Annotated in this window: 25 protein-coding genes; 18 read left to right on the top strand and 7 right to left on the bottom strand. The window is 69.2% G+C overall.

Going from position 1 to position 24,859, the window contains the following annotated elements; all coding sequences use genetic code 11:
- The first annotated feature begins 78 nt into the window (after positions 1-78).
- Together EDF40_RS02630 and EDF40_RS02625 are read left to right on the top strand one after the other, a co-directional pair.
- Entirely contained in the window at positions 79-1,095 is a 1,017-nt protein-coding gene (locus EDF40_RS02630) for a zinc-binding dehydrogenase (RefSeq protein ID WP_123340231.1), read from the top strand.
- A complete protein-coding gene (locus EDF40_RS02625; RefSeq protein WP_123340230.1) occupies positions 1,095-1,892 on the top strand; it encodes a hypothetical protein in 798 nt (265 codons plus the stop codon). The genes EDF40_RS02630 and EDF40_RS02625 overlap by 1 nt, the downstream gene beginning before the upstream one ends.
- Here the strand turns inward: EDF40_RS02625 and EDF40_RS02620 are convergent.
- Both EDF40_RS02620 and EDF40_RS02615 read right to left on the bottom strand, forming a co-directional pair.
- The gene (locus EDF40_RS02620) at positions 1,785-2,447 is read right to left on the bottom strand and encodes a response regulator transcription factor (RefSeq protein WP_123340229.1); all 663 of its coding nucleotides are present in this window, start codon (positions 2,445-2,447) and stop codon (positions 1,785-1,787) included. The genes EDF40_RS02625 and EDF40_RS02620 overlap by 108 nt on opposite strands.
- Positions 2,444-3,622 (bottom strand): sensor histidine kinase, encoded by a 1,179-nt coding sequence (locus EDF40_RS02615; RefSeq protein WP_123340228.1) that lies wholly within the window; start codon positions 3,620-3,622, stop codon positions 2,444-2,446. Before EDF40_RS02615 ends, EDF40_RS02620 begins: the two co-directional genes overlap by 4 nt.
- Positions 3,623-3,768: 146 nt before the next feature.
- On the opposite strand from EDF40_RS02615, the gene EDF40_RS02610 reads away from it, so the two are divergent.
- The 7 genes from EDF40_RS02610 to EDF40_RS02580 all read left to right on the top strand — a co-directional run bounded on the left by EDF40_RS02610 (position 3,769) and on the right by EDF40_RS02580 (position 9,308).
- Positions 3,769-4,326, top strand: a complete 558-nt coding sequence (locus tag EDF40_RS02610; RefSeq protein WP_123340227.1) for a hypothetical protein — start codon at positions 3,769-3,771, stop codon at positions 4,324-4,326.
- Between the two features lie 16 nt (positions 4,327-4,342).
- The gene (locus tag EDF40_RS02605) at positions 4,343-4,867 is read left to right on the top strand and encodes a hypothetical protein (RefSeq protein WP_123340226.1); all 525 of its coding nucleotides are present in this window, start codon (positions 4,343-4,345) and stop codon (positions 4,865-4,867) included.
- A gap of 62 nt (positions 4,868-4,929) precedes the next feature.
- A complete protein-coding gene (locus EDF40_RS02600; protein WP_123340269.1) occupies positions 4,930-5,481 on the top strand; it encodes a cysteine hydrolase in 552 nt (183 codons plus the stop codon).
- Between the two features lie 136 nt (positions 5,482-5,617).
- The gene (locus EDF40_RS02595; protein ID WP_123340225.1) at positions 5,618-6,448 is read left to right on the top strand and encodes an SDR family NAD(P)-dependent oxidoreductase; all 831 of its coding nucleotides are present in this window, start codon (positions 5,618-5,620) and stop codon (positions 6,446-6,448) included.
- Positions 6,449-6,562: 114 nt separating this feature from the next.
- Positions 6,563-7,432, top strand: a complete 870-nt coding sequence (locus tag EDF40_RS02590; protein WP_123340224.1) for a PrsW family glutamic-type intramembrane protease — start codon at positions 6,563-6,565, stop codon at positions 7,430-7,432.
- Between the two features lie 77 nt (positions 7,433-7,509).
- Complete coding sequence (locus tag EDF40_RS02585) at positions 7,510-8,262, top strand: CPBP family intramembrane glutamic endopeptidase (RefSeq protein ID WP_221180477.1); 753 nt, start codon at positions 7,510-7,512, stop codon at positions 8,260-8,262.
- Positions 8,263-8,408: 146 nt separating this feature from the next.
- The gene (locus EDF40_RS02580; RefSeq protein ID WP_123340223.1) at positions 8,409-9,308 is read left to right on the top strand and encodes a helix-turn-helix domain-containing protein; all 900 of its coding nucleotides are present in this window, start codon (positions 8,409-8,411) and stop codon (positions 9,306-9,308) included.
- 24 nt (positions 9,309-9,332) lie between these two features.
- On the opposite strand, the gene EDF40_RS02575 is transcribed toward EDF40_RS02580, so the two are convergent.
- Positions 9,333-10,706: an MFS transporter gene (locus EDF40_RS02575; RefSeq protein ID WP_221180476.1), complete on the bottom strand. Its 1,374-nt coding sequence runs from the start codon at positions 10,704-10,706 to the stop codon at positions 9,333-9,335.
- A gap of 79 nt (positions 10,707-10,785) precedes the next feature.
- Here EDF40_RS02575 and EDF40_RS02570 point away from each other — a divergent pair, with 79 nt between their 5' ends.
- The 4 genes from EDF40_RS02570 to EDF40_RS02555 all read left to right on the top strand — a co-directional run bounded on the left by EDF40_RS02570 (position 10,786) and on the right by EDF40_RS02555 (position 14,898).
- Entirely contained in the window at positions 10,786-12,387 is a 1,602-nt protein-coding gene (locus EDF40_RS02570) for an alpha-L-fucosidase (protein WP_123340222.1), read from the top strand.
- 164 nt (positions 12,388-12,551) lie between these two features.
- Positions 12,552-13,178 carry an ABC transporter permease gene (locus tag EDF40_RS02565; RefSeq protein WP_307860918.1) on the top strand — a complete coding sequence of 209 codons (627 nt, stop codon included), beginning with the start codon at positions 12,552-12,554 and terminating at the stop codon, positions 13,176-13,178.
- A gap of 2 nt (positions 13,179-13,180) precedes the next feature.
- The gene (locus EDF40_RS02560; protein ID WP_123340221.1) at positions 13,181-13,960 is read left to right on the top strand and encodes an ABC transporter permease; all 780 of its coding nucleotides are present in this window, start codon (positions 13,181-13,183) and stop codon (positions 13,958-13,960) included.
- On the top strand, positions 13,960-14,898 hold the full coding sequence (locus tag EDF40_RS02555) for an ABC transporter substrate-binding protein (protein ID WP_123340220.1): 939 nt from the start codon (positions 13,960-13,962) through the stop codon (positions 14,896-14,898). Before EDF40_RS02560 ends, EDF40_RS02555 begins: the two co-directional genes overlap by 1 nt.
- On the opposite strand, the gene EDF40_RS18795 is transcribed toward EDF40_RS02555, so the two are convergent.
- The 3 genes from EDF40_RS18795 to EDF40_RS02545 all read right to left on the bottom strand — a co-directional run bounded on the left by EDF40_RS18795 (position 14,891) and on the right by EDF40_RS02545 (position 19,154).
- Positions 14,891-15,289 (bottom strand): hypothetical protein, encoded by a 399-nt coding sequence (locus tag EDF40_RS18795; protein ID WP_148053857.1) that lies wholly within the window; start codon positions 15,287-15,289, stop codon positions 14,891-14,893. The two genes, EDF40_RS02555 and EDF40_RS18795, sit on opposite strands and share 8 nt — an antisense overlap.
- A gap of 288 nt (positions 15,290-15,577) precedes the next feature.
- Positions 15,578-17,605, bottom strand: coding sequence for an alpha/beta hydrolase domain-containing protein (locus EDF40_RS02550; protein WP_123340219.1), 2,028 nt, complete (start codon positions 17,603-17,605; stop codon positions 15,578-15,580).
- Positions 17,606-17,684: 79 nt separating this feature from the next.
- Entirely contained in the window at positions 17,685-19,154 is a 1,470-nt protein-coding gene (locus EDF40_RS02545; protein ID WP_123340218.1) for an MFS transporter, read from the bottom strand.
- 169 nt (positions 19,155-19,323) lie between these two features.
- Between EDF40_RS02545 and EDF40_RS02540 the strand changes: the two genes are divergently transcribed.
- Complete coding sequence (locus tag EDF40_RS02540) at positions 19,324-19,968, top strand: TetR/AcrR family transcriptional regulator (RefSeq protein ID WP_123671905.1); 645 nt, start codon at positions 19,324-19,326, stop codon at positions 19,966-19,968.
- Positions 19,969-20,241: 273 nt separating this feature from the next.
- Here EDF40_RS02540 and EDF40_RS02535 read toward each other — a convergent pair whose 3' ends face one another.
- The gene (locus EDF40_RS02535; RefSeq protein ID WP_123340216.1) at positions 20,242-20,991 is read right to left on the bottom strand and encodes a GntR family transcriptional regulator; all 750 of its coding nucleotides are present in this window, start codon (positions 20,989-20,991) and stop codon (positions 20,242-20,244) included.
- Positions 20,992-21,175: 184 nt separating this feature from the next.
- Here EDF40_RS02535 and EDF40_RS02530 point away from each other — a divergent pair, with 184 nt between their 5' ends.
- From EDF40_RS02530 to EDF40_RS02515, 4 genes are all read left to right on the top strand, one after another.
- Positions 21,176-22,063, top strand: coding sequence for a carbon-nitrogen hydrolase family protein (locus tag EDF40_RS02530; protein WP_123340215.1), 888 nt, complete (start codon positions 21,176-21,178; stop codon positions 22,061-22,063).
- Positions 22,060-22,845, top strand: coding sequence for an ABC transporter ATP-binding protein (locus EDF40_RS02525; protein WP_216835153.1), 786 nt, complete (start codon positions 22,060-22,062; stop codon positions 22,843-22,845). The genes EDF40_RS02530 and EDF40_RS02525 overlap by 4 nt, the downstream gene beginning before the upstream one ends.
- The gene (locus EDF40_RS02520; RefSeq protein ID WP_123340214.1) at positions 22,842-23,678 is read left to right on the top strand and encodes an ABC transporter permease; all 837 of its coding nucleotides are present in this window, start codon (positions 22,842-22,844) and stop codon (positions 23,676-23,678) included. Before EDF40_RS02525 ends, EDF40_RS02520 begins: the two co-directional genes overlap by 4 nt.
- Before the next feature lie 69 nt (positions 23,679-23,747).
- Positions 23,748-24,803: an ABC transporter substrate-binding protein gene (locus tag EDF40_RS02515; RefSeq protein ID WP_123340213.1), complete on the top strand. Its 1,056-nt coding sequence runs from the start codon at positions 23,748-23,750 to the stop codon at positions 24,801-24,803.
- The last annotated feature ends 56 nt before the right edge of the window (positions 24,804-24,859 follow it).

Below are 24,859 nucleotides of genomic sequence, written 5' to 3'. Positions count from 1 at the left end.
CGCAGTACGTGCGTCGGTCGCCGTCTTGGTCAGATGGTTCCGTCCCGAGCCGCCCGTGCTCGTGCCGTGAGGAGCACCATGCGCACCGTCGTCGTCACCGGTCCCGGATCCGTCGAGATCCGCGACGAGCCCGCCCCCGAGGTCGGCCCCGCCGACATCCTGATCGCCGTCAAGGCGTGCGGGGTCTGCGGCTCCGACGCCTTCTACGCCGCGCGCGGCGGCATCCCGCCGCGCGAAGGGCACACGCCACTCGGACACGAGGTCGCCGGAGAGGTGGCCGTCGTCGGCGACGCGGTCGAGGGCATCGCCGTCGGCGACCACGTGGTGGTGAACCCGATGGGCGACCCACGCGGGATCATCGGCAACGGCGGCCCCACGGGCGGGCTCTCCGAGTTCCTGCTCGTCGAGCAGGCCGTGCTCGGCACCAGCGTCGCCTTGGTCCCGAAGGACCTGCCCTGGCAGGTGGCCGCGCTCAACGAGCCGATGGCGGTCGCCCTGCACGCCGTGAACCGGACCGCGCCGCAACCGGGCGACACGGTCGTCGTGTTCGGTGCCGGCCCGATCGGGCTGGGCGCCGTGATCAGCTACAAGGCGCTCGGCGTCGGGCACGTGGTCGTCGTCGACGTGATCGCCTCGCGGCTCGAGAAGGCCCTGCTCGTCGGGGCCGATGCGGTCGTGAACTCGGCGGAGGAACCGCTCGACGAGCGCCTGATCGCCCTGCACGGCGAAGCACGAGACGGCGTCGGGCACGGTGGCAAGGCCGGCACCGACGTCTGGCTCGACGCCGCCGGGGTCCCCGCCACCGTGCAGACGGCGTTGCGACTGGCGAAGCACCGCGCGACGATCGGCGTCGTGGCCGTGCACAAGCGGCCCGTGGAGGTCGACTTCGGTGACCTGCTGGCCGTCGAGCCGACGATCGTGACCGCGATGGGGTACCCGACCGAGATCTTCGACGTCACCGAGCACATCATCGCGAACCCCGAGGCGTACGCGCAGATCGTCAGCGACGTCTTCCCGGCGAGCGACGTGCTCGAGGCCCTCCGGGTGGCGGCGACCCCGGGCGCGGCCGACAAGGTCGTCGTCACGTTCGACTGATGCCGGTGACCAGGAAGGTCGCCGTGCAGTACGCCGTCACGGTGTGGCGGGACCGGCCGCGGCGCGGGCTCGTGCTCGCCGTGCTGTCGGTGCCGAGCAGCCTCGTGATGGCGGGGTGGAAGGTCGTCCTGTTCTGGGCGGCTCCCTCGTTGTTCCTCGCCGCGACCGTGGTCTTCACGCTCGGGGTCGCGGCCGCGAAGGTCTGGGCCGTCCGTCGGCACCGACTGTCGTTCGCGTTCGACGCGGCGAACGGCGACCGGATGCGGTTCCGGCAGGCCGGACACCGGTGGATCGGGGGTGCGGTGACCGCGATGTCGATCGTGTTCGTCGGGTGCAGCGTGCCGATGCTCGTCGGGCGGGCGCACCCCGTGCACTACGACAAGTGGGTGGCGATCGTCATCGCGGCGGCGACGTTCGCGGAGCTGGGGATCGGGGTCTGGGGTGCGGTGACCGCACGCAAGGACGGGGAACCACTCGTCGAGGCGACGAAGCTCGTGAACGTCGCCGCCGCGGTGATCCTGCTCGTGCTGACCCAGTCGGCCCTGCTCTCGTTCGCGGGCAGCGCTGAGGACGCTGCTGCGTCCACGGGTGCGAGCGGGGTGTTCCTCGGCGGTGTGGCTGCGGTGATCGGGCTCGCGATGGCGCTGCGACGGTTCCCGGAAGCGCCGGCGCCTGGGCCGGCGTCGACCTCAGTCGACCAGGCCGGCCTGGAACGCGAACGCCACGAGCTGGGCCCGGTCGCGGGCGTCGACCTTCGCCATGGCCCGGTTCACGTGGGTCTTGACCGTGAGTGGTGAGAGGAAGAGCTCGGCGCTGATGGCGTCGATGCCCCGACCTCGGCTGACCATCACCACGACGTCGCGCTCGCGAGCGGTGAGGGCCTCGAAGCGCCGGGTCATCTCCGGGTCGACGGAGGACGCGGGGGTGCGGGCGACCTGTCCGATGAGCGCCGCTGCGGCCGCCGCGGACAGCGCCCCTCTGCCCGCTGCCACCTCCTCGATCGCGGCGACGAGTTCTGCGGGTCCCGCGGCCTTGCTGAGGAACCCGTTCGCCCCGGCACGCAGCGCCGCGAAGACGAGTTCGTCCTGGTCGAAGGTCGTCAGCATGACGATGCGCACCTGCTCGGCGGTGCGTTCCGCGCGGATCCGTCGGGTCGCCTCGACCCCGTCGATGCCCGGCATCCGGATGTCCATCATGACGACGTCCGCCGGGACCGACAGCGCCGTCTGCACCGCGGCGAGCCCGTCTGCGGCCTCGCCGACGACCTCGATGCCGTCCTGCCGGTCGAGGATCGCACGGAGCCCCAGTCGGATCATGTCCTGGTCGTCGACCAGGATCACTCGTGTGGTCATCGTGCTCCGTTCGCGGTGGGCAGGTGGACGCGGACGACGAACAGCACGCCGTCCGCCGCGGCCTGGACGGACCCCTCCACGGCGGCGACGCGTTCGCGCATGCCGACCAGGCCGAGCCCGCCGGTCCGGCCTGCGACGAGGTCGCTCGCCGGGGTCCGCCGGCGGGGGTTGCGGACCTCGAGGACCAGGTCGTCACCGGCACGGGTGAGGGTGACGGTCGTCCGGCCCTCGCCGTGCCGGTGGGCGTTGGTGAGCGACTCCTGCAACACCCGGTAGACCGTCACACCGATCGGCGCGGAGACCGGGCCGATGTCGTCCAGTCGGGCATCGACGTCGAGGCCGATCCGTTCGTACGACGCGATGAGTCCGGGGAGCTGCTCGATGCCGGGGGCTGGTGCCGTCGGGTCGTCGAGGTCGGCATCGCTGCCCGACGCCGAACGGAGCACCGTCAGGACGTGCTGCGTCTCCGTGAGGACGTTCCGCACGCCATCGCGGGCGGCGTCCAGCGCGCGCCGGGCCTCGTCGGCCCCGGCGGGCAGGGTGACCTCGGCGACCCCGAGCTGCATGCTGACCACCGCGATCTCGTGCCCGATGACGTCGTGCAGGTCCCGCGCGATCCGGACGCGTTCCTCGGCCACGCGGCGTTCGGCCTCGAGTTCCCGCGTGGCGACGGCATCGGCGGCGCGCTGTTCCAACGACGCCCGGTACTGGTGCTGCACCCGCAGCCCCGAGCCGATGGCCGCCGCGGCGACGACGGAGATGAGGGCGCCGAGGGCGGTCGGCGCCGCACCGCCCTCTCCCGGCGCGAGGAGCGTGCCGATGACCACACCGGGAGCGACGATCGCCGCGGCGCGGACCGGGTGCCCTTCCCGCGAGGACACCGCGAACAGCAGCAGCACGGCGCAGCTCCAGGTCACGATCGGCGACCAACCAGACAGTCCTCCGAGCACCGGCGCGATCGTGGCGAGGCAGAGCGCCGCCCAGGGTGTCCACGGCGCCATGACGACGGCGAGCACGGTCGCAGCGACCGCGATGCCGGGCCCCGGTCCGGCGTCGGCCGCGATCACCCGACCAGACTCGATCGCGCACGCGAGCAGGACGACGGCGGCCGTGCCGCGGAACACCCAGCGGTCGTCCAGACGCCACGAACCCCAGATCGCCCGCAGTCGCCGCATGCACTCATCCTGTCGTGCGGGTCAACGGCCCGGCTACTGCGAACGCAGTAGTCGGGGGTACCACCGATCGGGGATCTGCCCGCGGCCCGTCCCCGGGACGATCGACACCAGGCCGGAATGATCCGGCACCGACCGGAGGTACCGCCATGACGCTGACCACGACGAACACCACCCCCATGACCTACGACTACTGCACAGTCGAGGTCCCACGGGGCAAGGACGCCCTGTACGCGGACACCTACCGCAACTTCGGCTGGACGCCCGACGGCTCGGACCGAACGGTCGGACCGACCCGCCGGCGCACCCTCGGCCTCCGCCGCGACCGTGCCGTCCGCTCCGTCGAACTGACCGAGCTCCAGCAGAACGCCGAGACCGCCCTGGCCGCGATCGACGCCCTCGAACGGTCCCGCACGACCGCGGCGTCGGTGGTCGCGTACACCCTCGGCGCGATCGGCAGCGTCCTGCTGGCCGCTTCGGTGTTCGCGATGCAGGACACCGTGGCCGTCCCCGACCTGCTCGGCGGGCTCGACCCGGTGACGGTGTTCCTCGTCGGAGCCGGCGGCCTGGTCAACTGGGCGATCGCTCCCGTGGCCTTCCAGCTCGTCCGCGCGGCGCGCACCAAGCGGATCCGTCCGGCCGTCGACCGCCAGTTCGACGTCGTCTACGGCGCGTGCGAGGCGGCCAATCGCCGCCGGACCGCCTGAGCGCGGCCCGAGCCCGATGACGAACACCACCGCCCGGGCCGGCGCTGTCCTGCACGCGCCGGCCCCCCGCCACCTGGAGACCCGGGTGCTGTACGCACCGACCGCGTTCGTGTCGCTCCACCGGCACACGCTGGAGCAGTTCGGCTGGACGGTGACCGTGCAGGGCGGACGGCTCGGCACGACGTCCCTGCTTCTCCAGCGTCTGCGCACCCGCCCCGACCCGGCACGACCGCTCCTCGAGCGTCGTGCCGAGCGTGCACTTACCCGAATCGCCGCCCTCGAGCAGCAGCCCGCACGGCTCGCCGGTGTCGTCGACATCGCCGGTTCCGCGGTCGCCGTGCTGGCGGTCGCGCTCGGCGGTCTGCTCGCCCTCGGCGGGGACCCGACGCTCGTGCCGGTCCTCGTCGGTGCCGGCGTGTGGATCACCGCCGTGGCCGCAGCGCCCGGCATCCGGTCGTGGCGCACCGAGCGGAACCAGACCGCACTCAGCCGCGAGTACGCCGCGATCGACGCGTGCACGCACCCACCGACCGGCCGGTGACCGCGACCGGGATACCGCAGACGCAGTACGCGCCGCGCCCGACGGTCGAGCACCCTGGACCGGTGACCCGCACCCGCACCGAACACACCGCCCTGATCGTCGTCGACCTGCAGGCGGGGACCGCGCCGTACCAGCGCACCCACCCCGTCGAGACCGTCGTGGCCAACGTCGAGACCCTCGCCCGCGTCACCCGTGGCGGCGGCGGCACGGTGGTGTTCATCCGCCACGACCCCGCCACGACCCCGGCAGGCGCGACCCAGTACGGCGGCGGCCCCCGCCCGGCTCCGGTCGCCTACGGCTCCCTGCTGCTCGAACGGGCCGACGCCGACGGCAACCTGACCCGCGGCGGGTGGAGCGCCTTCGCCGGCACCGGCCTCGACGAGCGGCTGCGCGCCGACGGCGTCACCGAGGTGGTCGTGGTCGGCCAGGCGACGACCTTCGGCGTCGAGTCCACGGCTCGGGCCGCGTACGACCTGGGCTACGACGTCGTCCTCGTCGAGGACGCCACGAACGACCCGGACCCGGACGCCCATGCCGCCCGGTTCCGGTCGGTGTTCCCCGCCCTCGGCGTCGTCGTGCAGACAGCCGACCTGGCGGGGCCGGGCGCGGCCTGAGCGGCGACCGGGCGGCGGACGGGAGGCACGTGGCGGGCCCGCCACGTGCCTCCCGTCCGTCACGTGCACCGTTCAGGGCCGACCCTGTAGGACGGACGGAGCCGAGCGCACGCTCGCCCCGACCCGAGGAGCACCCATGGCCGCGAAGACCATCGTCATCACCGGCGCCAGCGACGGCATCGGCGTCGCCGCTGCGCGGGAGCTCGTCCGCCGCGGGAACGAGGTCGTGGTGGTCGGTCGCAACCCCGCGAAGACCGAGCGGGTGGCCCGCGACCTCGGCGTCGACCACTTCGTGGCCGACTTCTCGGACCTGTCCGCCGTCCGGGGGCTCGCCGACAACCTGCTCGAGCGCTGCCCGCGGATCGACGTGCTGGCCAACAACGCCGGCGGGATATTCAGCGCGGGCCGCCAAGTCACCGTCGACGGTCACGAGCTGACGTTCCAGGTCAACTACCTGGCGCCGTTCCTGCTCACGGAGCTGCTGATGGACCGGCTCGTCGCGTCCGGGGGAACGGTCATCAACACCTCGAGCGTCGCGAACAAGCTCTTCGGCCGCGTCGACATCGACGACCTCGACGCCGAGCGGCACTTCCGGGCCACCAAGGCCTACGGCGACTCGAAGCTCGAGCAGATCCTGTTCACCAAGGAACTCGACCGCCGGTACCGCGACCGCGGCGTGACGTCGACGGCGTTCCACCCCGGCACGATCAGCACCGGGTTCTCGAACGACAAGACCTCGCCGATGTACCTCGTGTACCACACACCCCTGCGCCACGTGTTCCTGACGACCCCGGAGAAGGGTGCCGACACCCTCGTGTACCTGGCCGACAACACCCCCGGACGCGACTACCCGACCGGCGAGTACTACGTGAAGCGCAAGGTGGCGGCGCCGAACGCGCAGGCCGAGGACGCCGACCTGGCCCGAGAGCTGTGGGACCGGAGCGTGGCGATGCTGCACGCGGACTGACCGGGCGAGCTCCGCGGTCGCGCACACGTCCGAGTCCCGCGGGCTCCACGCGACCAGGTCGCCGACGGCGCGGAGCACGTGAGGGGCGTCGTGCCCGCTGGTAGCTTCGTTCCCATGACGCGACCCCGAGGGACCGCACCACTCATCGTCGGCCTCGCGGGCGCTGCCGCCGGTGCGCTCCTCGGGTACTGGGGTGGCAGCCTGATGCTCTCCGGCGGCCGCGAGGCCACGGTCGGGGACGGCCTGCCGCCGTACTCGCTCGTGGTGGTGGTCATCGCCGCGATCATCGGCATCGGGGTCCCGCTCGTGGCCATCGGCTGGTACTTCCGGCAGAAGGTCTCCCTCGCCGGTCAGCCCCACCGCGTGCAGGCGCTGTGGCTCGGCTTCGTCTGGGGGACCATCGCGATGCTGCTCGCCGGAAGCCTGAACGGCATCGCCAGCCTGCTGCCCGGCGGCCTGATCTGGCCCGGTCTCGCCGAGGAGTTCCTGAAGCTCCTGGTGCCCGTCATCCTGCTGCTGTCCTCGCGCACGTACCGGTCGCCGCGACTGGCGGTGTGGCTCGTGTTCGTCGCCGCCGCCTGGTTGGGGTTCCTCGAGGGCATCAGCTACATCATCACCTCGCTCGACCCGATCCTCGACGGCGCGGAGGCTCCGTCCGATGCGCCGTTCGTCATGATGATGGACATCGTCGTCCGCATCATCGCCGAGGTCTCGCACCCGCTGATCACCGTCGGGGCCGCGGTCCTCATCTGGCTCGCCGCGAAGACGCTGCCGACGGGCAAGGCCGTCGGCGTCGGCGTGCTCGCGTACCTCGGTGCCGCTGCGATCCACGGCCTCAACGACGCCGTGATCGACGGGCCGGTCCGCGACTGGAACGTGCCGCTCAGCATCGTGCTCGAAGCCGTGTACGTCGTCGCGGTCTTCGTGTTCTGGTTCCGGCCGCAGGTACGACGTCTGCAGGCCGACGGACCAGTGCACCGATGACCGACTCCGCCGGTACCTTCTCTTCTGGTGCAGACGACATGCACCACAGGGCGATGCAACGCACGAGGGGACACACCATGGCCACAGGGGCTCGACGCTACGGCAGGGCGATCGAACGGCAGGACGGTCGGGACTTCCCGTTCTACGACGGAGACCCGATCCGGATCCCCGCATGGCAGTGGGTGACCATCATCGTCGCGTGCGTGGCTGCCATCACGGTGCTGAGCTTCTACCCGGCGGCGGACAACATCCAGTCGCTCGTGCCACGGTTCCTCTTCACCGCGATCATGCTCGCCGTCCTCATCGCCTTCACGAGACGACACTGGGCGAGGATCTTCCAGCGGACCACCGCCCGCGACTACGGCGCCATGGTGCTCTTCGCGATCGGGAACATCATCGTCACGTTCACGGTCGGGATCATCGTCAAGGCGATCTTCGGCACCAACGCCAACACCGCGACCGACGGCATCCACGGCGCGGGTGAGATCGTCGCGTTCTACGTCGGGACCGCGATCCAGCTGTTGGGCGAAGAGCTCTTCACGATCCTGCCGTTCCTGGCGGTCATGGCGCTGTGCCACCGCATCGGACTCACCCGCACCCAGGGCATCCTCATCGCCTGGCTCGCGACTGCGATCTGGTTCGGTGCAGCGCACCTGCCGACGTACGGGTGGAACTTCGCGCAGGCGTTGCTGATCATCGGCGTCGCACGTCTGGTCCTCACCCTCGCCTACATCCGCACGAAGAACATCGCGGTCAGCACCGGCGCGCACATCATCAACGACTGGGTGCTCTTCACCGCCGCGATCATCGGGGCGACAGCGAGCGCCTGAACGCCGTCGCGCGCGTGATCACGCCAGGGGCGCGGTGGACGCACCACAAGGCGGACGGGAGGCGCGGTGCCAGCTGACACCGTGCCTCCCGTCCGGTGTCCTGGCAGTGCCCCCCGCGCCCCGGCGCGGCCTCGTAGGGTCACCGCATGAGCACGAACCGCGACGACGTCAAGGACTTCCTCGTCAGCCGCCGTGCCCGGGTGCGCCCGGACCAGGTGGGCCTGCCCGGTGGGCCCAACCGGCGCGTGGCCGGGCTCCGCCGCAGTGAGGTCGCGATGCTCGCCGACGTCAGTGTGGAGTACTACTCGCGGCTCGAGCGCGGCAGCCTCTCCGGAGTCTCCGACGGCGTCCTGCACGCCATCGCCGGTGCGCTGCTCCTCGACGACGCGGAGCGCGACCACCTGTTCGACCTCGCACGAGCGGCGAACGCCTCCCCGGTCCGTGGACAGCGCCGTGCAGCGACGCCGAAGACCCTGCGCGTCGGGCTGCAGTACACGCTCGACGCGTTCACCGGCGGCCCGGCGTTCATCCGCAACGACCGACTCGACCTGCTCGGTGCGAACGCGCTCGGCCGGGCGCTCTACGCGGACCTGTTCCGGAAAGCGGAGCGGCCGAACCTCGCTCGCGCCGCCTTCCTGGACCGGGACTGGGCCGACGCGTTCCACCCGGACTGGGACGTCGCCGCCGACCAGAGCGTCGCGATCCTCCGCACTGCGGCCGGCCACGACCCCCACGACGAGGACCTGCAGGCCCTGATCGGTGAGCTCTCGACGCGCAGCGCGGAGTTCCGCGCGAAGTGGGGTGCGCACGACGTCCGTCGGCACGCCACGGGCGAGAAGCACTTCGTCCACCCCGTCGTCGGTGCCCTCGACCTGCACTTCGAGGCGTCACGGCTCATGAGCGACCCGCGCTTGAGCCTCCTGCTGTACAGCGCGGAGCCCGGCTCGCCGACCGCCGACGCGCTCCGCCGCCTCGGTTCGGTCGCTGCGACCGACCGACGCGACGCGGTGGACGCCGCTGGGCGTGGCGCGGCCGACCGGAGCTGACCCTGCGTCGACACGACGTACCGGTCACTCGGTCCGGATGCGCATCGAGGCCAGCGCCGCGACGACCAGCACGGCGGCCGCCACCACGAAGCTGGTCTGCGTCCCGACGACGAACTGCGACCGGTCGGCTAGGAACGCCCCGAAGACCGCGATCGCCACCGCCCCACCGACCTGCCGGAAGGTGTTGAACACCGCACTCGCTGTCCCCGACCGTTCAGCGGGGACGCTGGCGAGGACGACCGACGTCGCGGGCGGCATCGCGACCGATCCGCCCGCGCCGGTCAGGATCGTGCACACCGCGACCGCGGCGATGGAGTCGTACGGCGCGAGCACGATCATCACGACGAGGCCGATCGCGATCGTGGTGAGTCCCGCGACCACGGGGACCCGAGCGCCGAACCGGTTCACGAGGGTGCCGCTGACGACGTTGCCGACGATGCTGAACGCCGCGGACGGCAGGAACACCAGCCCGGCAGCCAGGGGCGACAGGCCGAGGTGCTGTTGCAGGTAGAGACTCAGGACGAAGACGCTGCCGAAGTTGCCGACCATGAACGCGAACCCGACGCCGAGCGCGATCCGCATCCCACCGGAGCGGAACAGGTCGAGCGGCATCATCGGGTTCCGGCCGTGGGCCTGCACGAGCAGGAACCCGACGACCGCGGCCGCAGCGACGAGCAGTGCGACGACCACGTCCCAGCGGCCGAAGCCCGACGCACCGCCTTCGATGAGCCCGAAGACGAGGCCGCCGAGCGCGAGCAGGGCGAGGACCTGACCTGCCGCGTCGAACCGGGCCGCTCGTCGAGGCGACGGTGCCACCCGGACGAGCATCCCGAGCATCACGGCGCACACCGGCAGGTTGATGGCGAACACGAGGCGCCAGTCGAGCGTCGTCAGCGCGCCGCCGAGGATCGGCCCGACCGCCCCGGCGACCGCACCGCCGACGGCCCAGATGCCGAGGGCGTGCGCCCGCTCGCGCGCCTCGGGGAACGCCTGGCGGATGAGCGCCATCGAGGCGGGCAGCATCACCGCGGCGGCCGCGCCCTGGACCGCACGCGCCGCGATCAACGCGCCGAGCGACGGGGCGAGGGCACACGCGACGGACGCCACGAGGAACCCGGCGATGCCCCAGCCGATCGCCCGCTTCGCGCCGATCCGTTCGGACAGGTTGCCCGCGAACAGCAGCAGCGAGGCGAACAGCAACGTGTACGCGTCGATCACCCACTGCAGCCCCGACGTGCTGCCGCCGAGCTCCCGCCCGATCGTCGTCAGCGCCACGTTCACGATGAGGATGTCGAGCGTGATGAGGAAGAAGCCGAGCGAGGCGAGCACGAGCGTCAGCCGCGCAGCTCGGTGCGGGCCTCGATCGGTCGGGACGTCGGCTGCGGTCGGAGCGGTCACGGTTCGATGTTCTCCTGGCTGCGCTCGTCGGGGGATGCCCTGACCGGGAACCCCTCGCGACAGATCGAACAGACATAGGATGTCTCACGCTCCCGACATCGCCGTCGCGAGCTGCCGCAACCGATCGGAGCACGTCGTGCACGAACCGCTCACCCCGCTGGACCCGGCCACGCTGCCCGAGCCCGTGGACGTTTCGGACAACTCCGCGGCCCTGGCCGCGGTCGACGCCGTCGTGCGCTCGGGCCCGTACGACGCGACCTGGGCGTCGCTGCAGCAGTACCGCGCACCGCTCTGGTACCAGGACGCCAAGTTCGGGATCTTCGTCCACTGGGGCGTCTTCTCGGTCCCCGCGTTCCGGAACGAGTGGTACTCCCGCGACATGTACCGCGCCGGGACGCCCGAGTTCGCGCACCACGCCCGGACCTACGGCCCGCTCGACGCGTTCGGGTACAAGGACTTCATCCCCTCGTTCACGATGGAGCACTTCGACGCCGCGGCGTGGGTGCGGGTGTTCCGCGAGGCCGGCGCACAGTTCGTCGTCCCGGTCGCCGAGCACCACGACGGCTTCGCGATGTACGACACCGACCGCTCCCGCTGGAGTGCCGCGCAGCTCGGGCCCGGGCGTGACGTGTTCGGCGAGCTCCTCGTCGCCGCGGACGAGGCATGGATGGTCCGTGGCGCGTCGTCCCACCGTGCCGAGCACTGGTTCTTCATGAACGGCGGGACGAAGACCCCCTCGGACGTGCTCGATCCGCGGTACACCGACTTCTACGGTCCGGCGCAGCGCGAGGAGACCGCCCCGAACGAGCGCTTCCTGGAGGACTGGCTGCTCCGCACCGTCGAGCTCATCGACAAGTACCGCCCGCAGGTGCTCTGGTTCGACTGGTGGATCGAGCAGCCCGCGTTCCAGCCGTACGTCCGCACCCTCGCGGCCTACTACTACAACCGCGCCGCCGAGTGGGGCCGCGAGGTCGTCATCAACTACAAGTGGGAGACCTTCGCCCCGGGCAGCGCAGTTTACGACATCGAGCGCGGAGCGATGGCCGGCACACCGGAGACCGTCTGCCAGAACGACACCGCGATCGCGAAGACCGCCTGGAGCTGGATCGAGGGCCACGACTACAAGACCGTGCGCGACCTGGTCGCCGAACTCGTCGACGTGGTCGCGAAGAACGGCGTGCTGCTGCTCAACACCGGGCCGAAGGCCGACGGCACCCTGCCCGAGGACGAGGTCCGCATCCTGCGCGGCATCGGCTCGTGGCTCGCGGTGAACGGCGAGGCGATCTACGGCACCCGGCCGTGGACGATCTCGGGCGAGGGGCCGACCACTCGTCCCGCGGGTTCGTTCGTCGACGCCGACACGGTCGAGTACACCGCCGAGGACGTCCGGTTCACCACGCGCCACGACGTCACCGGCGACGCCGTCTACGCGACCCTGCTGGCCGATCCCGACGACGGGTCGGCCCGCATCCGGGCGTTCGGGTCGGCCTCGGGCCTGCTCGGCCGCACCATCCGGTCCGTCGCCGTGCTGGGCCACGACGGCGAGGTCGACTGGGAGCAGCGCCCCGACGCACTCGTGGTCGCGCTCGACGGCATCACCAGCGTCGACTCCGGTCCAGTGGTCCGGGTGCGACTCGCGCCGGTGGTCGAGCAGGAGCGGGAGGACTTCCTGCACCAGTGACCGGGGACGCCGGCGCGGGGATCCGTCGCGGTCAGAACGGTGCGGCGCGACTACTCTGAGGCGGACGGTCGTCCGACGAGGATTGGGATGCTGACCTGAACTGGATCATCGCGAACTTCGGTCTCGTCTGGGGCCTCACCGTCACCCACGCGGGTCTCGCGGCCGTGCCCATCGTCCTCGGGTTCGTCGTGGCGGTGCCGTTGGGGTGGGTGGCGAACCGGTGGCAGGCGGTCCGATCGGTCATCGTCGGCGGCGGCAGTCTGCTCTACACGATCCCGTCCCTGCCGCTCTTCGTGATCCTGCCCTACCTGCTCGGCACCCGCATCACGGATCCCGTGAACATCGTCGTCGGGCTTTCGGTGTACGCGGTCGCCATCATGGTGCGGTTGGCAGCTGATGCGTTCGCCGCCGTCCCGGCGGACGTCGTCGACTCGGCCACCTCGGTGGGGTACTCCGCGTGGGGCCGTTTCTGGACGGTCGAGCTCCCGTTGGCGGGTCCCGTCCTCCTCGCGGGGATGCGGGTGGTCTCGGCGAGCACCGTCGCCCTGGTCTCGGTCGGCGCCCTGGTCGGGTCCGCGAACATCGGTTTCCTGTTCACGGACGGGCGACAGCGTCAGTTCCTCGAGGAGATCCTGGTCGGCGTGGCAGCGAGTCTCTTCGTCGCACTGGTCTTCGACACCGTCCTGGTGGCGCTCGGGCGCGTCCTGATGCCGTGGTCGCGACGGATCCAGGTGCGGTCGCGTCGGTCGCGCCGTCGGGCCGCGTTGGCGACGATCGAACGGGGGGCCTGACCGTGCAGTTCTTCCTCCACGCAGTCGCCTGGCTCCTGGACCCGGCGAACTACCGCCCCGGCCTGCAGACCCCGCTCCCGATCCAGGACCGGATCGGCGAACACCTGCTGTACACGTTCATCTCGGTCGCCATCGCCGCCCTGATCGCCTTGCCACTGGGCCTGTACATCGGTCACACCGGGCGCGGGCGCAGCTTCGTCATCGCGTTCAGCGGGTCCATGCGCGCGCTGCCGACGCTGGGCCTGCTCGGCACGCTCTTCGTCATCATCGGGATGACCGTGCCGTTCACGCAGACCGCCTTCATCGCGTCCATCATCGCGTTCGTCGTCCTGGCGATCCCCTCGATCCTCGCGGGGGCGTACTCCGGTGTGGAGTCGGTAGACCCGCAGACGGTGGACGCCGCGCGCTCGGTGGGGATGACCGAGCTGCAGATCCTGCTCAAGGTCGAGGTCCCCCTGTCACTGCCACTGATCATCGGCGGGATCCGCGCGTCGGTCCTCCAGGTCGTCGCGACCGTCGTGATCGCGTCGTACATCTCCCTGGGCGGGCTCGGCGCGATCATCTCGACGGGCATCAGCCTGAACGACAACGACCTCATCCTCGGTGGTGCGTTGCTCGTGACGGTCCTCGCCCTCGTGATCGACGGCCTGTTCGCCCTCGCACAACACCTCACCCGCCGCGGCCCCGAGGGGCAGACCCGTCGCCGCCGCACACACGTCCGCGCGCTGCCACTCCGGCGCCGCGCGGTGACGGCACTCTCCGTCGACGAAAGGGACCACTGATGTTCACAGCAGGCACCAGGACACGCATCCTCGCGGGTGTGATCGCGGTCGGGGCGATCGTGGCACTCTCCGGTTGTTCCACCTCGGACCCCACGAAGCCGGCATCGGGCGGGGGCGACGGATCGGGCAGCACGCCGATCGTGGTCGGTTCGTTCAACTTCCCGGAGAGCGAGATCCTGGGCAGCATGTACGCGCTCGTCCTGAAGGACGCCGGGTTCGACGTGACGACCAAGTTCAACCTCGGCCCGCGGCAGACCACGATCCCCGCGCTCAAGGACGGTTCGATCAACCTCATGCCGGAGTACAACGGCAACCTGCTGTTCTTCTACGACACCAAGGCCACCGCGAAGACGACAGCGGAGGTCGACGCCGCGCTGAAGACCGAGATCCCGAAGGACTTCCAGGTGCTCGAGCCGTCTCCGGCCGAGGACAAGGACGCCTACGTCGTGACCCAGGCCGAGGCCGAGAAGAACGGCCTCACGTCGATCGGTGACCTCTCCAAGATCGAGCCGTTCTCGCTCGGTGCCAACCCGCAGTTCGGCACCCTTCCGTACGGCATCCCCGGGCTCAAGTCCAGGTACGGCGTGGACAAGGTCACGTTCAAGTCGATCGAGGACTACGGCGGGCCCGACACGGTCAAGGCACTCGTCGACGACACCGTGCAGGTGGCCGACATCTACACGACGTCACCCGACCTCGTGACGAAGAAGCTGCTCGTGCTGAAGGACCCCGAGAACCTGATCGCGTCGCAGAACATCCTGCCGTTCCTGAACAAGGACATCTACAGCGCGAAGCTCGCGTCGACGTTGAACAAGCTGTCCGAGAAGCTGACGACCGATGACCTCATCGAGCTGCGCAACCGTGTCGAGGGCAGCGAGAAGGCCCAGGCCCAGGCCGCCGCGAAGGACTGGCTGACCAAGGAGGGGCTGCTCAAGTAGCCCGGGAACGACGTCGGGTGCCGCGAGGCGGGTAGAAGCGCGTCAAGTCGGTCGGCGCGACCCCGACGCGCGCCGTGAAGGCTGTCTCGCAGCCAACGCAGCGGAGCGGGAATCGCAGGACCATTCGGTGTCTGCCTTCCGACGGCTTGGTGTGAAGCGCTCGGATGCCATGGATGTGGGGAATGCAGACGTACAGCGCGATCTTCCCCACTGGCGGTTCGCTGTTCACTCGGTAGGCGGTTGCATTCACTCGGTCGAGTTCCGGCGCAAGCAGCCTTGCCTTCGCAGCCGAGATGTGGCCATCCGTGCGCGTGGCGTCCCACACCGCAACGGCGTGAGGCGAAGGCACCTTTCGCACGGTATCGGGCAGCGGGTAGATGTCGAAGGTCATGCGCGTCAGCGAAGTCGGTCGCCGGCCCCCTTGGAGGCGAATGCGCGACGGCCGTGCAATGACCATCAGGTCCCCGATGAGGCGTCGCGCGTTCCACCGGCTTGCTGCTAGCTCCGTTGACCAGGCTGTGCGGCTGGCGCTCGGCCGGCAGCGGGGTCGGGTCGTGATCGTCGGGGCTCATGTGTCTCCACAGGGCTACGCGCGACAGGACCTCCTGCGCGAGCACATTGGTGGATGTGCACTCGGGCCGCCTCGGCGAGGCTGGGTCGTGTCGATCGGAGAAGCGGATCAGGTCGCGTCGATGGCGCGGACGACGATGCGGGCTCGAGCGATGTTGTCGACTCGCGCAAACCGGTCGTCTGCGTTGCCTCCGACCTGAGCGGTCGCGCGAACGGCGATCAGGTAGGTCCCGGGGAACTCGAAACTGCACGCCTCGGAGATCTCGACGGACCCTGCAGGGGTGACCTGCTGGGTCGTGTCGAAGTGTCCGGTGCCGTGAAGATCGGTGACGACGTCGGTGATGATGCCGGCGCGGGTGGTTGCGTGGGCGGTGATCCGCACAGTCACGATCGCTCCGACGCTGACCTCGGCGCGGTCGCTGCCGTCGACGGTGAGGGCGACGATGGGCTGCACGCCACCCCGAGCGGCGTCGTTGGCATCGACGAGCACCTGCCCCTCGTGTACGGCGTACGTCGTGGAGGGGGCCGGGGCGGTGCCCTGCTCCACCCAAGCGCTGAGCTGGCGCAACGCTGCCTGGAGAGCGCCGACGTAGCTGACGGTACGCGTCTCGTGTTCCTGGATGCCGCTCTCGTCGCCGTGCAGCGCGTTGTCGGTGTACCAAAGCCGGAACCGGTCATCGACGTTGTCGCCGATGAACTCGCCGACGCGGGAGCGGTACCAGTCCGCTTGCCAGGGGAAGGCCTCGCGGTCCAGGAGGGAGGCGACGACGATCATGTGGCCGCTGATGCGACCGGTGGGAACGGTTCCGGACGCGGCCGCGGCGAAGAGCGGCCCAAGGAGGACGGGGCGCTGGGGTGGTGCGGGGCTGCCGGCGGCGGTGCGGAACTGGTCCCAGACGATGTAGTCGCTCGAGGGGACCTGGTGGCGGTGGTAGGTCTGCGCGGCGAGGAAGTTGGAGTTGTCGACGAGTACCTCATCGCCCGGGGTCAGCTCGAACGAGCCCTCGCCGGGCTCGAACAGGACGGTGGTTCCGTCCACGCCCGTCAGGCGGAGGAGTTTGCCTGCCGACGGACCGGTGAGGATCGCCAGCTCGGCGCCGAGAGTGAACCCCTCCGGTCGATCGGCAATTCGCGCGCCGATGACCGTTCGCGGCCGCGCTGTCGCCTTGTACGACTCGTCGACTCCGCCGGTGATCGCGGCGGTCTCGGAGTCGGCGGTGAGGAGCTCGACCAGGGTCGTCTTCAGCTGGACGCGGTCGCGGTGTACGGACGAATCCAGGTCGCTTCCGAGGTATCCCTCAGCGCTCCAGAAGTCCTCGGCGTAAGCGGGGTCAGCGTGCATGATGCCGGGGTACAGCACGCTGAACGCGTGCATACCCATGGTTTGCCAGCCGAACCACGACCGAACCGGGAAGCCCATTCGGGTGACTTCGTCGAGAGCAGCCTGCTCCTCCGTGCTGAGCTTGAGGGTGGTCGGATCGCCGCCAGCGTCGAAGGCGTCGACGATTCGCGGGAACGCGTGGCGGAGGAGGCGCTGCGCGTGCATACGCACCGCGAAGACGTTCGGGATGGCCATGGGGCTGCCGATGACGTACGGCACGTAGCCGTCCCAGACGCCGTCGGTGTTCTCGGATGCGCCGATGGTGCGATATCCGCCGCCGCTGCCTCCGTAGAGGTAGCCGTAGACACGCTGCGGTCCGTAGATCCACTCCGCTATCTGACGAGACAGTCGGGCGACCGCCGCATTGGCACGGTAGGCGCCGATGGTCGGGTCGATCCCGGACATGGGGTTCGCGGCTCCGGGGCCGCCGCCGTTGGTCTCGATGTAGTAACCGCCGCTGGCGAGAGTGAACGGAACCGGATTCTCGTCAGTGAGCTGCTGCTGCGCGAGGTTCTCGCTCTGAGGCACCGGGGTCACGTGCTGGAAGAACCGGCCTTCGAACTGGTCCTGCGTGGGCAGGTACAGCGAAAAGCGGGTGTCGCTGTCGGCGAATCCGCCGTGGATGTAGCGATGGTGAGCGGGGGTCTCTCGCCATTCGTCGACGTCGACATAGGGCTGAGCGAAGGCCTCATCCACTGGGTCGGGCGTGAGCGCGAGGTCCTCGAGGGACTCGTCGGTGGAGGAGGAGAGCGTCATCAGTGTTCCTTCGAAGGTGGTGAGCTGGGGGCGGGAGTGACGAGGTGTGCGGGGCCGGCCGCTCCGCACACGTCCTGGTTCACTTGTCGGCCGAGTGTTCATCGGTCGAGGTGCGCACGGTCCCGGGTACAGATTCGGGCTTGACCGTGTCGACCTTCGGGTCGTCAGCGGTGATGACGGCCAGGCTCTGAGTGATGGTTGGGAGCATTTGCTCGAACTTGCGGTACGGCCGCATCACGAGCACCACGCCGATCCAGAGGACGGCGGGGAACGCGCCGGCAAGGAGGACAATGCCGGTGACGGCCGAGGGAGACTGAGTCTCGGCGGTCCCGTCGTAGCCGACGACGCCGAGCACCCAACCGGTCGCGGCGCCACCGGCCCCAGCACCCAACCGCACGAAGAACGTCGTGATGGCGCCCATCGTGCTCTCGAGTCGACGGCGCCCGCTCCACTGGTTGTAGCTCGCGTTGTCGATGACGAGGAGCTGCGTGAGGAAGGTGATGGGGAGGATGCCCAGACCGCTGAGAGCGCTGGAGATGAGTATCAGGATCAGGTTGCCGTTCGCGACGATCATGAGTGCGCCGGCGAGGACGCCGGCGATCGCACCGGTTGTGATGATGGTGCTGACCTTGAACTTCTTCATCAGGCGGGGGAAGAACAGCATCGAGGGCAGGATGAGGACAGGGATCAGCCCGGTGAAGCTCATCAGCGAGATATCGCCGACGACGTACTTGAAGTAGTAGACCGCGATCCCGGTGCCGCCGGCGAGAGAGCTGACGAAGCTGATTCCGGCGATGATCCAGATGTAGTGGTTCGTGGTGAGCACCTCGCGGATGTCGCGGAAGGTGACCTTCGGGGCGTCCTCGGCTTCGGTCTGGTACCTCTCCTTGAAGAAGAGGAAGCGGCCGAGACCGATCAGCGCGAGGGGGATCGCGAGGTAGAGCGCGAGCATCGACCAGGCCGGTGCGCTCGTGCCCGCCTGGGCGAGGAAGACGGGGAGGGCGACGTTGAAGACGACGACTCCGACGGTGGTGAAGAAGCCGGTGCGGGTCGACACCTTCGCGACGAGGACGCGCGAGTTGAAGGCGCGCGCGAGGTAGAGGTAGTCGTTCGCGCCGAGGAGCGATGTGAAGACGACGTTCGCCATCACCAGCCACACGAAGAGCCAGACCGTTTTGCCGACATCGTTGAAGTCGGGGGTCGAGAACAGCGCGTACGTCGCGACCCAGACGCCGACGATCGCCAGCTCGTAGGGGCGGGCCTTCCCCCACCGAGTCTCGGGGGTGCGGTCCACGAGCCAGCCGGAAATGACCACGACCACGGCCTCGAGCAGCTTGCTGACCAGAGCGAGGGTACCGAGAACGGCGGGGTTGAGTCCGAGGACGTCGGTGCCGTAGAAGACCCACATCCCCAAGAAGAGGTAGTTGACGGCGCCGGAGAGCCCGGTGGTCGTCCACGCGAGTCCCGCGCCGGTGGAAAGGCGGTCGGGATCGCTGCGGCGGCTGACCTTCCGAGCAGCGCGAGCGGTGAGGCGTGACGTCGTTGTCATCGGGTTCCTTCGGTGGAAGTGGGTGTCTGGGTAGACGGCCGGAGCCGGCAGCACCGGGATCCGAAACCAGAGTGAACCACACCATTCGACTCCAGGGCAACACTTTTTGATCGACGGCGAGTGTCAAACCTTCGTGAACACTCTGGATTCGCTGACCTATGCTGATCGGATGACGACGACGACGCCCGGGAAACGCGGCCCCTACGCCTCCACCACAAAGCGGCGGCAGACGATCGTGCAGGCCGTGGTGGAACTCGTCGACGAGCTTGGACACGAGAACGTCACGACGGCGCTCGTGTCGCAACGATCCGGGACCAGCGAGACGACAGTGCTCTACCACTTTCCCTCGAAGGACCACCTTCTGGTTGCCGCCCTGGGGGCGATCGAGGACGACGAGGCGGACCGCGCCCATGTCACGCTCGAAGACACGCTCTTGGACGCTCGCGCGTTTCGTAGGCTTGCGGACCCCGATCCCCACGATCCCCGGTTTCGCCTACTGAACTCGATGAAGGGATCTGCGTCGTTGGCGGGCCATCCGGCAGCGGAGTACTTCGCGCAACGCAACGCGCGGATCGTCGACCTCTTCGCTCGACTGCTCGAGCACAGCCAGAAAGCCGGCCTGGCACACCCCAACGCCGACCCGTGGCTAACGGCGCGACAGGTCATCTCCGTCTGGGATGGACTGTCGCAACTCTGGGTGTCCGACCCTTCGTTCGATCTCGGAGCCGCTGTCGAGGACGCTGTTTCCAAGCTGATCGGTCAGAACCTCATGGAGATCCAGAAGCTTCTCGGCACCTCCTTCAACTCGAGCTAGGGCGTGTCTCCGAAACCTCGTGTGGATTCTTGACCCGCCCCGCCTCAGCCGTGACGGAGTTGCGCCGCGCGGTCTCCGACTGGACCCCTGGTTGACGTGAACCTTCGAACGGGCTCGGAATGGCCTTGAGGGCCAGTCCAGAGGAACCCACGATCCCACCAACGGTAGTCGCGGGCGAGTGGCTTCGTCGCTGAGGGAAAGCGCCGGTAGAGGGAGCCGCTGCGACCCCCTCGCACGGGCAAGCCTGCGTGTTCGTCCGCAAGGCACCTCCGCTCATGACCCTGAACCGGGGTTCCGTCGCAACGTGTTGCTGATCACGATGAGGTCGCCCCGGTAGTACCCGACCGCGAACTCGATCGGTCGGCCGGTGGCGTCCGTGAGGAGCCGATGCTGCACCAGGAGCGGCGCGGACGGCTCGGTGGCGAGCAGCTCGGCGACCGCCGGGTCGGCCGGCACCGCCCCGGTGCGCACCGCGGCTTCACCGAGTTCGATGCCCGCCGCCTCGAGGAACCCCCACGTACCCGCATCCACGCCGGGTGTCTCCGCCCCGGGCTCCCGCAAGCCGAGGTCACTCCTGAAGTAGCTGGTCCACAAGACAAGGGGATCACGCGACGCCGTGATGCGTTCCCACCGGATGACCGGAGTCCCGCCTGGAACGACCAAGTTGTCCGCGACCACTTGCGGCGCGGGGACGAGCTCCCAGGAGAGCTTCCGGTAGTGGATCGCATTGCCCTCGACGGTGCTGTGTCCTGGCTCGCCGATCGCGCGTAGCTGGTTGAGGTGGTGGACGATCACGTGCGCCGTAGGTTCCGTTCCCTGGCCGCGGACTCGTCGGATGAGTCGCTCCGACACAAGGAGATCGAGCGCCTCGCGGACCACGTTCCGGCCGACCTGGTGTCGCCGGATCAGTTCGTCCTCGGACGGCAGCGCGGCAATCCCGCCGTCTCCGCGGAGCAGTTCGTCGCGGAGCATGTCGCGCAGCAGCCGTGCGCGGTGATGGCGACGTTCGAGGTACTTCGGCATGGGACCTCAGGGTCGCACACGCCGGGCGCCGGAGCACGAGGGGGCGGAAGTTTCGTGGCGTTGCGTCTTGGGTGGAACGCGGAAGCCCCGGTCAGGAGGCATTCGTGGACGAGTGAGTGGTGGCTTAGCAGGGGCGTAACGAGAGCGTGACGGGGCGGAAACCCCTGTGGATCACGCTCCTCTCATGCCCCTCACCACCATCGCCACCGTGTCGATGCCGGTCGTGTACGACCCTGACACGAACCTCACCGTGATGCTCGGCCGCATCCGGGATGCTGCCGAACTCGGTGCCGACCTGGTGGTGTTCCCGGAACAGGCCTTGCAGGGCTACCTCACGGACACGCTCAGTCTGGACTTCGAGAACGTCCGCTACCAGCAGCAGAACGCCGAGACAGTGCCGAACGGCCCGCGGGTGAGTGCGGTGATCGAGGCCGCGGTCGAGCAGAGCCTGCACGTCGTGTTCGGGCTGACCGAGCGCGACGACCGGTACGCGGATGTCCTCTACAACACCGTCGTCCTTGCCGGTCCGGACGGCTACATCGGCCGGTACCGCAAGGTGCACCAGCCCGGGGACGAGAAACACGTCTACCACCCGGGCGTCGGGTTCCCCGTGTTCGAGACGGGCATCGGCCGGATCGGGATGCTCATCTGCTACGACAAGTGCTTCCCCGAGACGACTCGGGCGCTCGCGCTGCAGGGCGCGGAGATCCTCGTCATGCCGACCGCGTGGGCGTACGACGACGCCGACGAAGCGGCTGAGGACGACATCCGTGTCGACCAGTACACGCTCTTCGGCCGCGTCCGGGCGCTGGAGAACCAGGCGTGGATGGTCGAGTCGAACGTCGTCGCGCAGCAGGGGAACCTCAACTACCACGGGCACTCACGGATCATCGACCCGAACGGCGTCATCCGCGCCGACACCGGTCCCGCAGAGGGCATCGCGTGCGTCTCCGTCGACGTCGAGGACACCATCCTCCGAGCCCGCGGCATCGACTACATCGGCTACCACTTCCTCAAGGACTACGTCCCCGTGCCCGCGACCGTCGGGCACTACGGGACGGGAACGGAATGACCATGTCCCACGCGATCGAGGTCCAGGGCATCGGGAAGCGCTACGGCGACGGCCCGCTCGTCCTGGACGGCATCGACTTCCACGCGAAGGCCGGCGAGTTCGTCTCCTTCGTCGGACCCTCCGGCTGTGGCAAGTCCACCCTCTTCAACATCATCACCGGGCTGCTCGCCCCCACCGAGGGTCGCGTCCTGGTCAACGGGAACGACACCACGGGCAACCCGAACCGGTCGATCGGCTACGTCCTGCAGAAGGACCTGTTGATGCCGTGGCGGACGATCATGCAGAACGTGGTCCTCGGCCTCGAGGTGCACGGGGTCCCACGGCGCGAGGCGCGCGAGCGGGCGTCGGCCCTGTTCGACACGTACCACCTGTCCGGCCGCGAGGACAGCTACCCGGGCCAGCTCTCGGGTGGCATGCGGCAGCGTGCAGCGCTCATGCGGACGATGGTCACCGACCCAGACATCATCCTGATGGACGAGGCGTACAAGGCCCTCGACTACCCGCTGAAGATCCAGCTCGAGAGCGAGCTGATGGACACCGTGAAGGCGGCGGGCAAGACGGTCGTGTTCGTCACGCACGACATCGAGGAAGCCGTCACCCTGAGTGACCGCGTCTACGTCCTCAAGGCCCATCCCGGACAGGTCGTGCAGGAGATCGAGATCGACCTCGGCACCGACAGCCACGCCATCAACGAGCGCCGCCTCGCGCCGGCGTTCAACGACTACTACGAGGCGATCTGGCGCTCCATCGGCACCGGCGCCCGGACGGAGCGCGCAGCATGACCGCCATCCAGATCGAAGAAGCAGCCACCGGGGCAGTCCGGACCGCACCCGAACGCCGCACCCGACCGCGGTCGTCGAGGCGACGCAGCGTCCTCGTGTCGATCCAGATCGCGATCGTCGTCGCCTTCCTGGCGGCCTGGCAACTCGGGGCGTCCGCGGGGTGGATCAGCACGTTCCTGTTCTCGAGCCCCGGGCAGATCGTCACGGTGCTCGCGCAGAACGTCGGGACCGGCGAGCTGTGGACCGACCTCGGCGTGACCGCGCAGGAGGTGCTCATCGGATTCGTGATCGGAGCCCTCGGCGGGTCGCTCCTCGGCCTCCTGCTCTGGTACTCGCGGTTCGTCGCCGACCTCTCCGCGCCCTTCATCACCGCGATCGGGTCGATCCCCGTCCTCGCCGTCGCGCCGATGATGATCATCTGGTTCGGCACCGGTCTGGTGTCGAAGGTCGTCATCGTCGCGTTCTCGTGCGTCATCGTCTCGCTGACGAACGCCTACCGCGGTGCGCAGAAGGTCGACACCGATCTCCTCGACCTGATGCGCTCGTTCGGCAGCTCCAAGACCCAGGCGTTCACCAAGGCCATCGTCCCCGGGGCGATGTCCTGGGTCATCGCCGGCCTCAAGCTCAACGTCGGGTTCGCGATCATCGGCGCCGTCGTGGGGGAGTTCATCTCGTCCTCTGCGGGTGTCGGTCACATGATCGTCACCGGATCGTCGAGCTTCGCCATGAACCAGGTGCTCGCCGGCGTCGTCGTCGTGATGGCGATGGTCCTGGTCTTCGGCCTCCTGATCGATCTGCTGGAGCGCGTCCTGCTCCGGTGGGATCGCCGCTGACCCACAGCGGAAACCCCTCCCACCTCACCCTCCTTCCCTGCGCTCCTCCCACCGAAAGGGCTGTGCCCCATGCGATCTCCCCTCCCTCGACGCGCCCGCGTCCTCACCCTCGTCGCGGCGACCGCCGCCACACTGGTCGCACTCACCGGGTGCGCGTCCGCCTCCAGCGCGGCCGACTCGGCCGACGGCGAGACCCAGGACGTCACCATCAACCAGGCAGTTCAGACCCTCCTCTACCTGCCGCTCTACGTCGCCCAGGAGAAGGGCTACTTCGAGGACGAGGGCGTGAACGTCAAGATCGACACCGGCGGATCCGGCAACGCCTCATTCGCCGCGGTGCTCGGCGGCTCAGCCGGGTTCTCCATCCAGGACCCGGTGTTCTCCGCCAAGTCCCACGAACAGGGCGGTGAGGGTGTCATCGTCGCCGGCGTACAGAACGCCCCAGCCGAGTTCCTCGTCGGCAAGAACGACGCGAGCGCGCAGGACGACCCCACGATCCTGAACGGCAAGAAGGTCGTCGTCTCCCCGTCACCGGACTCCACCTGGGCACTCATGACGAAGATGATCGACACGTACGACCTCAAGGACGTCGACCTCATCAACGTCTCCCTCGGCAACGAACTCGCCGCCGTCGCATCCGGCCAGGCCGACTACGCGGTCGTCCCGGAGCCCTCGGTCAGCCAGGCCGTCGACCAGCAGGACATGCACGTCGTGTACTCATGGCCGGCCGCCGGCGACGAGTGGAACCCCTTCGCGTTCTCGTCACTCACCTCCACCCAGAAGTACGTGAAGGCGAACCCCGAGGCGACGCAAGGCGTCGTCAACGCATTCCAGCGGGCCTACAACTACATCTACTCAGACGAGGCCGGCACCATCGAGGTCGCCGAGAAGTACTTCCCGAAACTCGACAAGTCCACGGTCGCCTCCGCCGTCAAGCGGGAGATCGAGGCGGACGGCTACCCGCACGGTGCGACCGTCACCGAGGAAGCCTGGGACCACAACCTCCAGCTCGCTGCCGACATCGACAACGTCAAGAAGTACCCGGCCGACGCCACCTCGTACGACACGAACGTCGACACCACCTTCTCGGACAAGGCCGAGACGTCCTACCCCGCGAAGAACTGATCGACCCCACCACCCAAGGCGGGGCCGCCACCCGGCGGCCCCGCCTTCCCCGCCTT

The organism is Curtobacterium sp. PhB170, from assembly GCF_003752345.1.
Classification (GTDB): Bacteria; Actinomycetota; Actinomycetes; order Actinomycetales; family Microbacteriaceae; genus Curtobacterium.
This window is presented reverse-complemented; position numbering and strand designations above follow the sequence as displayed.

Excerpts from the sequence above, each read along its gene's own strand:
- EDF40_RS02620 (WP_123340229.1), bottom strand. The coding sequence starts at position 2,447 with ATGACCACACGAGTGATCCTGGTCGACGACCAGGACATGATCCGACTG.
- EDF40_RS02630 (WP_123340231.1), top strand. The coding sequence starts at position 79 with ATGCGCACCGTCGTCGTCACCGGTCCCGGATCCGTCGAGATCCGCGAC.
- EDF40_RS02570 (WP_123340222.1), top strand. The coding sequence starts at position 10,786 with ATGTCTCACGCTCCCGACATCGCCGTCGCGAGCTGCCGCAACCGATCG.
- EDF40_RS02610 (WP_123340227.1), top strand. The coding sequence starts at position 3,769 with ATGACGCTGACCACGACGAACACCACCCCCATGACCTACGACTACTGC.
- EDF40_RS02525 (WP_216835153.1), top strand. The coding sequence starts at position 22,060 with ATGACCATGTCCCACGCGATCGAGGTCCAGGGCATCGGGAAGCGCTAC.
- EDF40_RS02555 (WP_123340220.1), top strand. The coding sequence starts at position 13,960 with ATGTTCACAGCAGGCACCAGGACACGCATCCTCGCGGGTGTGATCGCG.
- EDF40_RS02615 (WP_123340228.1), bottom strand. The coding sequence starts at position 3,622 with ATGCGGCGACTGCGGGCGATCTGGGGTTCGTGGCGTCTGGACGACCGC.
- EDF40_RS02595 (WP_123340225.1), top strand. The coding sequence starts at position 5,618 with ATGGCCGCGAAGACCATCGTCATCACCGGCGCCAGCGACGGCATCGGC.
- EDF40_RS02530 (WP_123340215.1), top strand. The coding sequence starts at position 21,176 with ATGCCCCTCACCACCATCGCCACCGTGTCGATGCCGGTCGTGTACGAC.
- EDF40_RS02540 (WP_123671905.1), top strand. The coding sequence starts at position 19,324 with ATGACGACGACGACGCCCGGGAAACGCGGCCCCTACGCCTCCACCACA.
- EDF40_RS18795 (WP_148053857.1), bottom strand. The coding sequence starts at position 15,289 with ATGACCTTCGACATCTACCCGCTGCCCGATACCGTGCGAAAGGTGCCT.
- EDF40_RS02605 (WP_123340226.1), top strand. The coding sequence starts at position 4,343 with ATGACGAACACCACCGCCCGGGCCGGCGCTGTCCTGCACGCGCCGGCC.
- EDF40_RS02585 (WP_221180477.1), top strand. The coding sequence starts at position 7,510 with ATGGCCACAGGGGCTCGACGCTACGGCAGGGCGATCGAACGGCAGGAC.
- EDF40_RS02625 (WP_123340230.1), top strand. The coding sequence starts at position 1,095 with ATGCCGGTGACCAGGAAGGTCGCCGTGCAGTACGCCGTCACGGTGTGG.
- EDF40_RS02545 (WP_123340218.1), bottom strand. The coding sequence starts at position 19,154 with ATGACAACGACGTCACGCCTCACCGCTCGCGCTGCTCGGAAGGTCAGC.
- EDF40_RS02550 (WP_123340219.1), bottom strand. The coding sequence starts at position 17,605 with ATGACGCTCTCCTCCTCCACCGACGAGTCCCTCGAGGACCTCGCGCTC.
- EDF40_RS02520 (WP_123340214.1), top strand. The coding sequence starts at position 22,842 with ATGACCGCCATCCAGATCGAAGAAGCAGCCACCGGGGCAGTCCGGACC.
- EDF40_RS02590 (WP_123340224.1), top strand. The coding sequence starts at position 6,563 with ATGACGCGACCCCGAGGGACCGCACCACTCATCGTCGGCCTCGCGGGC.
- EDF40_RS02535 (WP_123340216.1), bottom strand. The coding sequence starts at position 20,991 with ATGCCGAAGTACCTCGAACGTCGCCATCACCGCGCACGGCTGCTGCGC.
- EDF40_RS02580 (WP_123340223.1), top strand. The coding sequence starts at position 8,409 with ATGAGCACGAACCGCGACGACGTCAAGGACTTCCTCGTCAGCCGCCGT.
- EDF40_RS02515 (WP_123340213.1), top strand. The coding sequence starts at position 23,748 with ATGCGATCTCCCCTCCCTCGACGCGCCCGCGTCCTCACCCTCGTCGCG.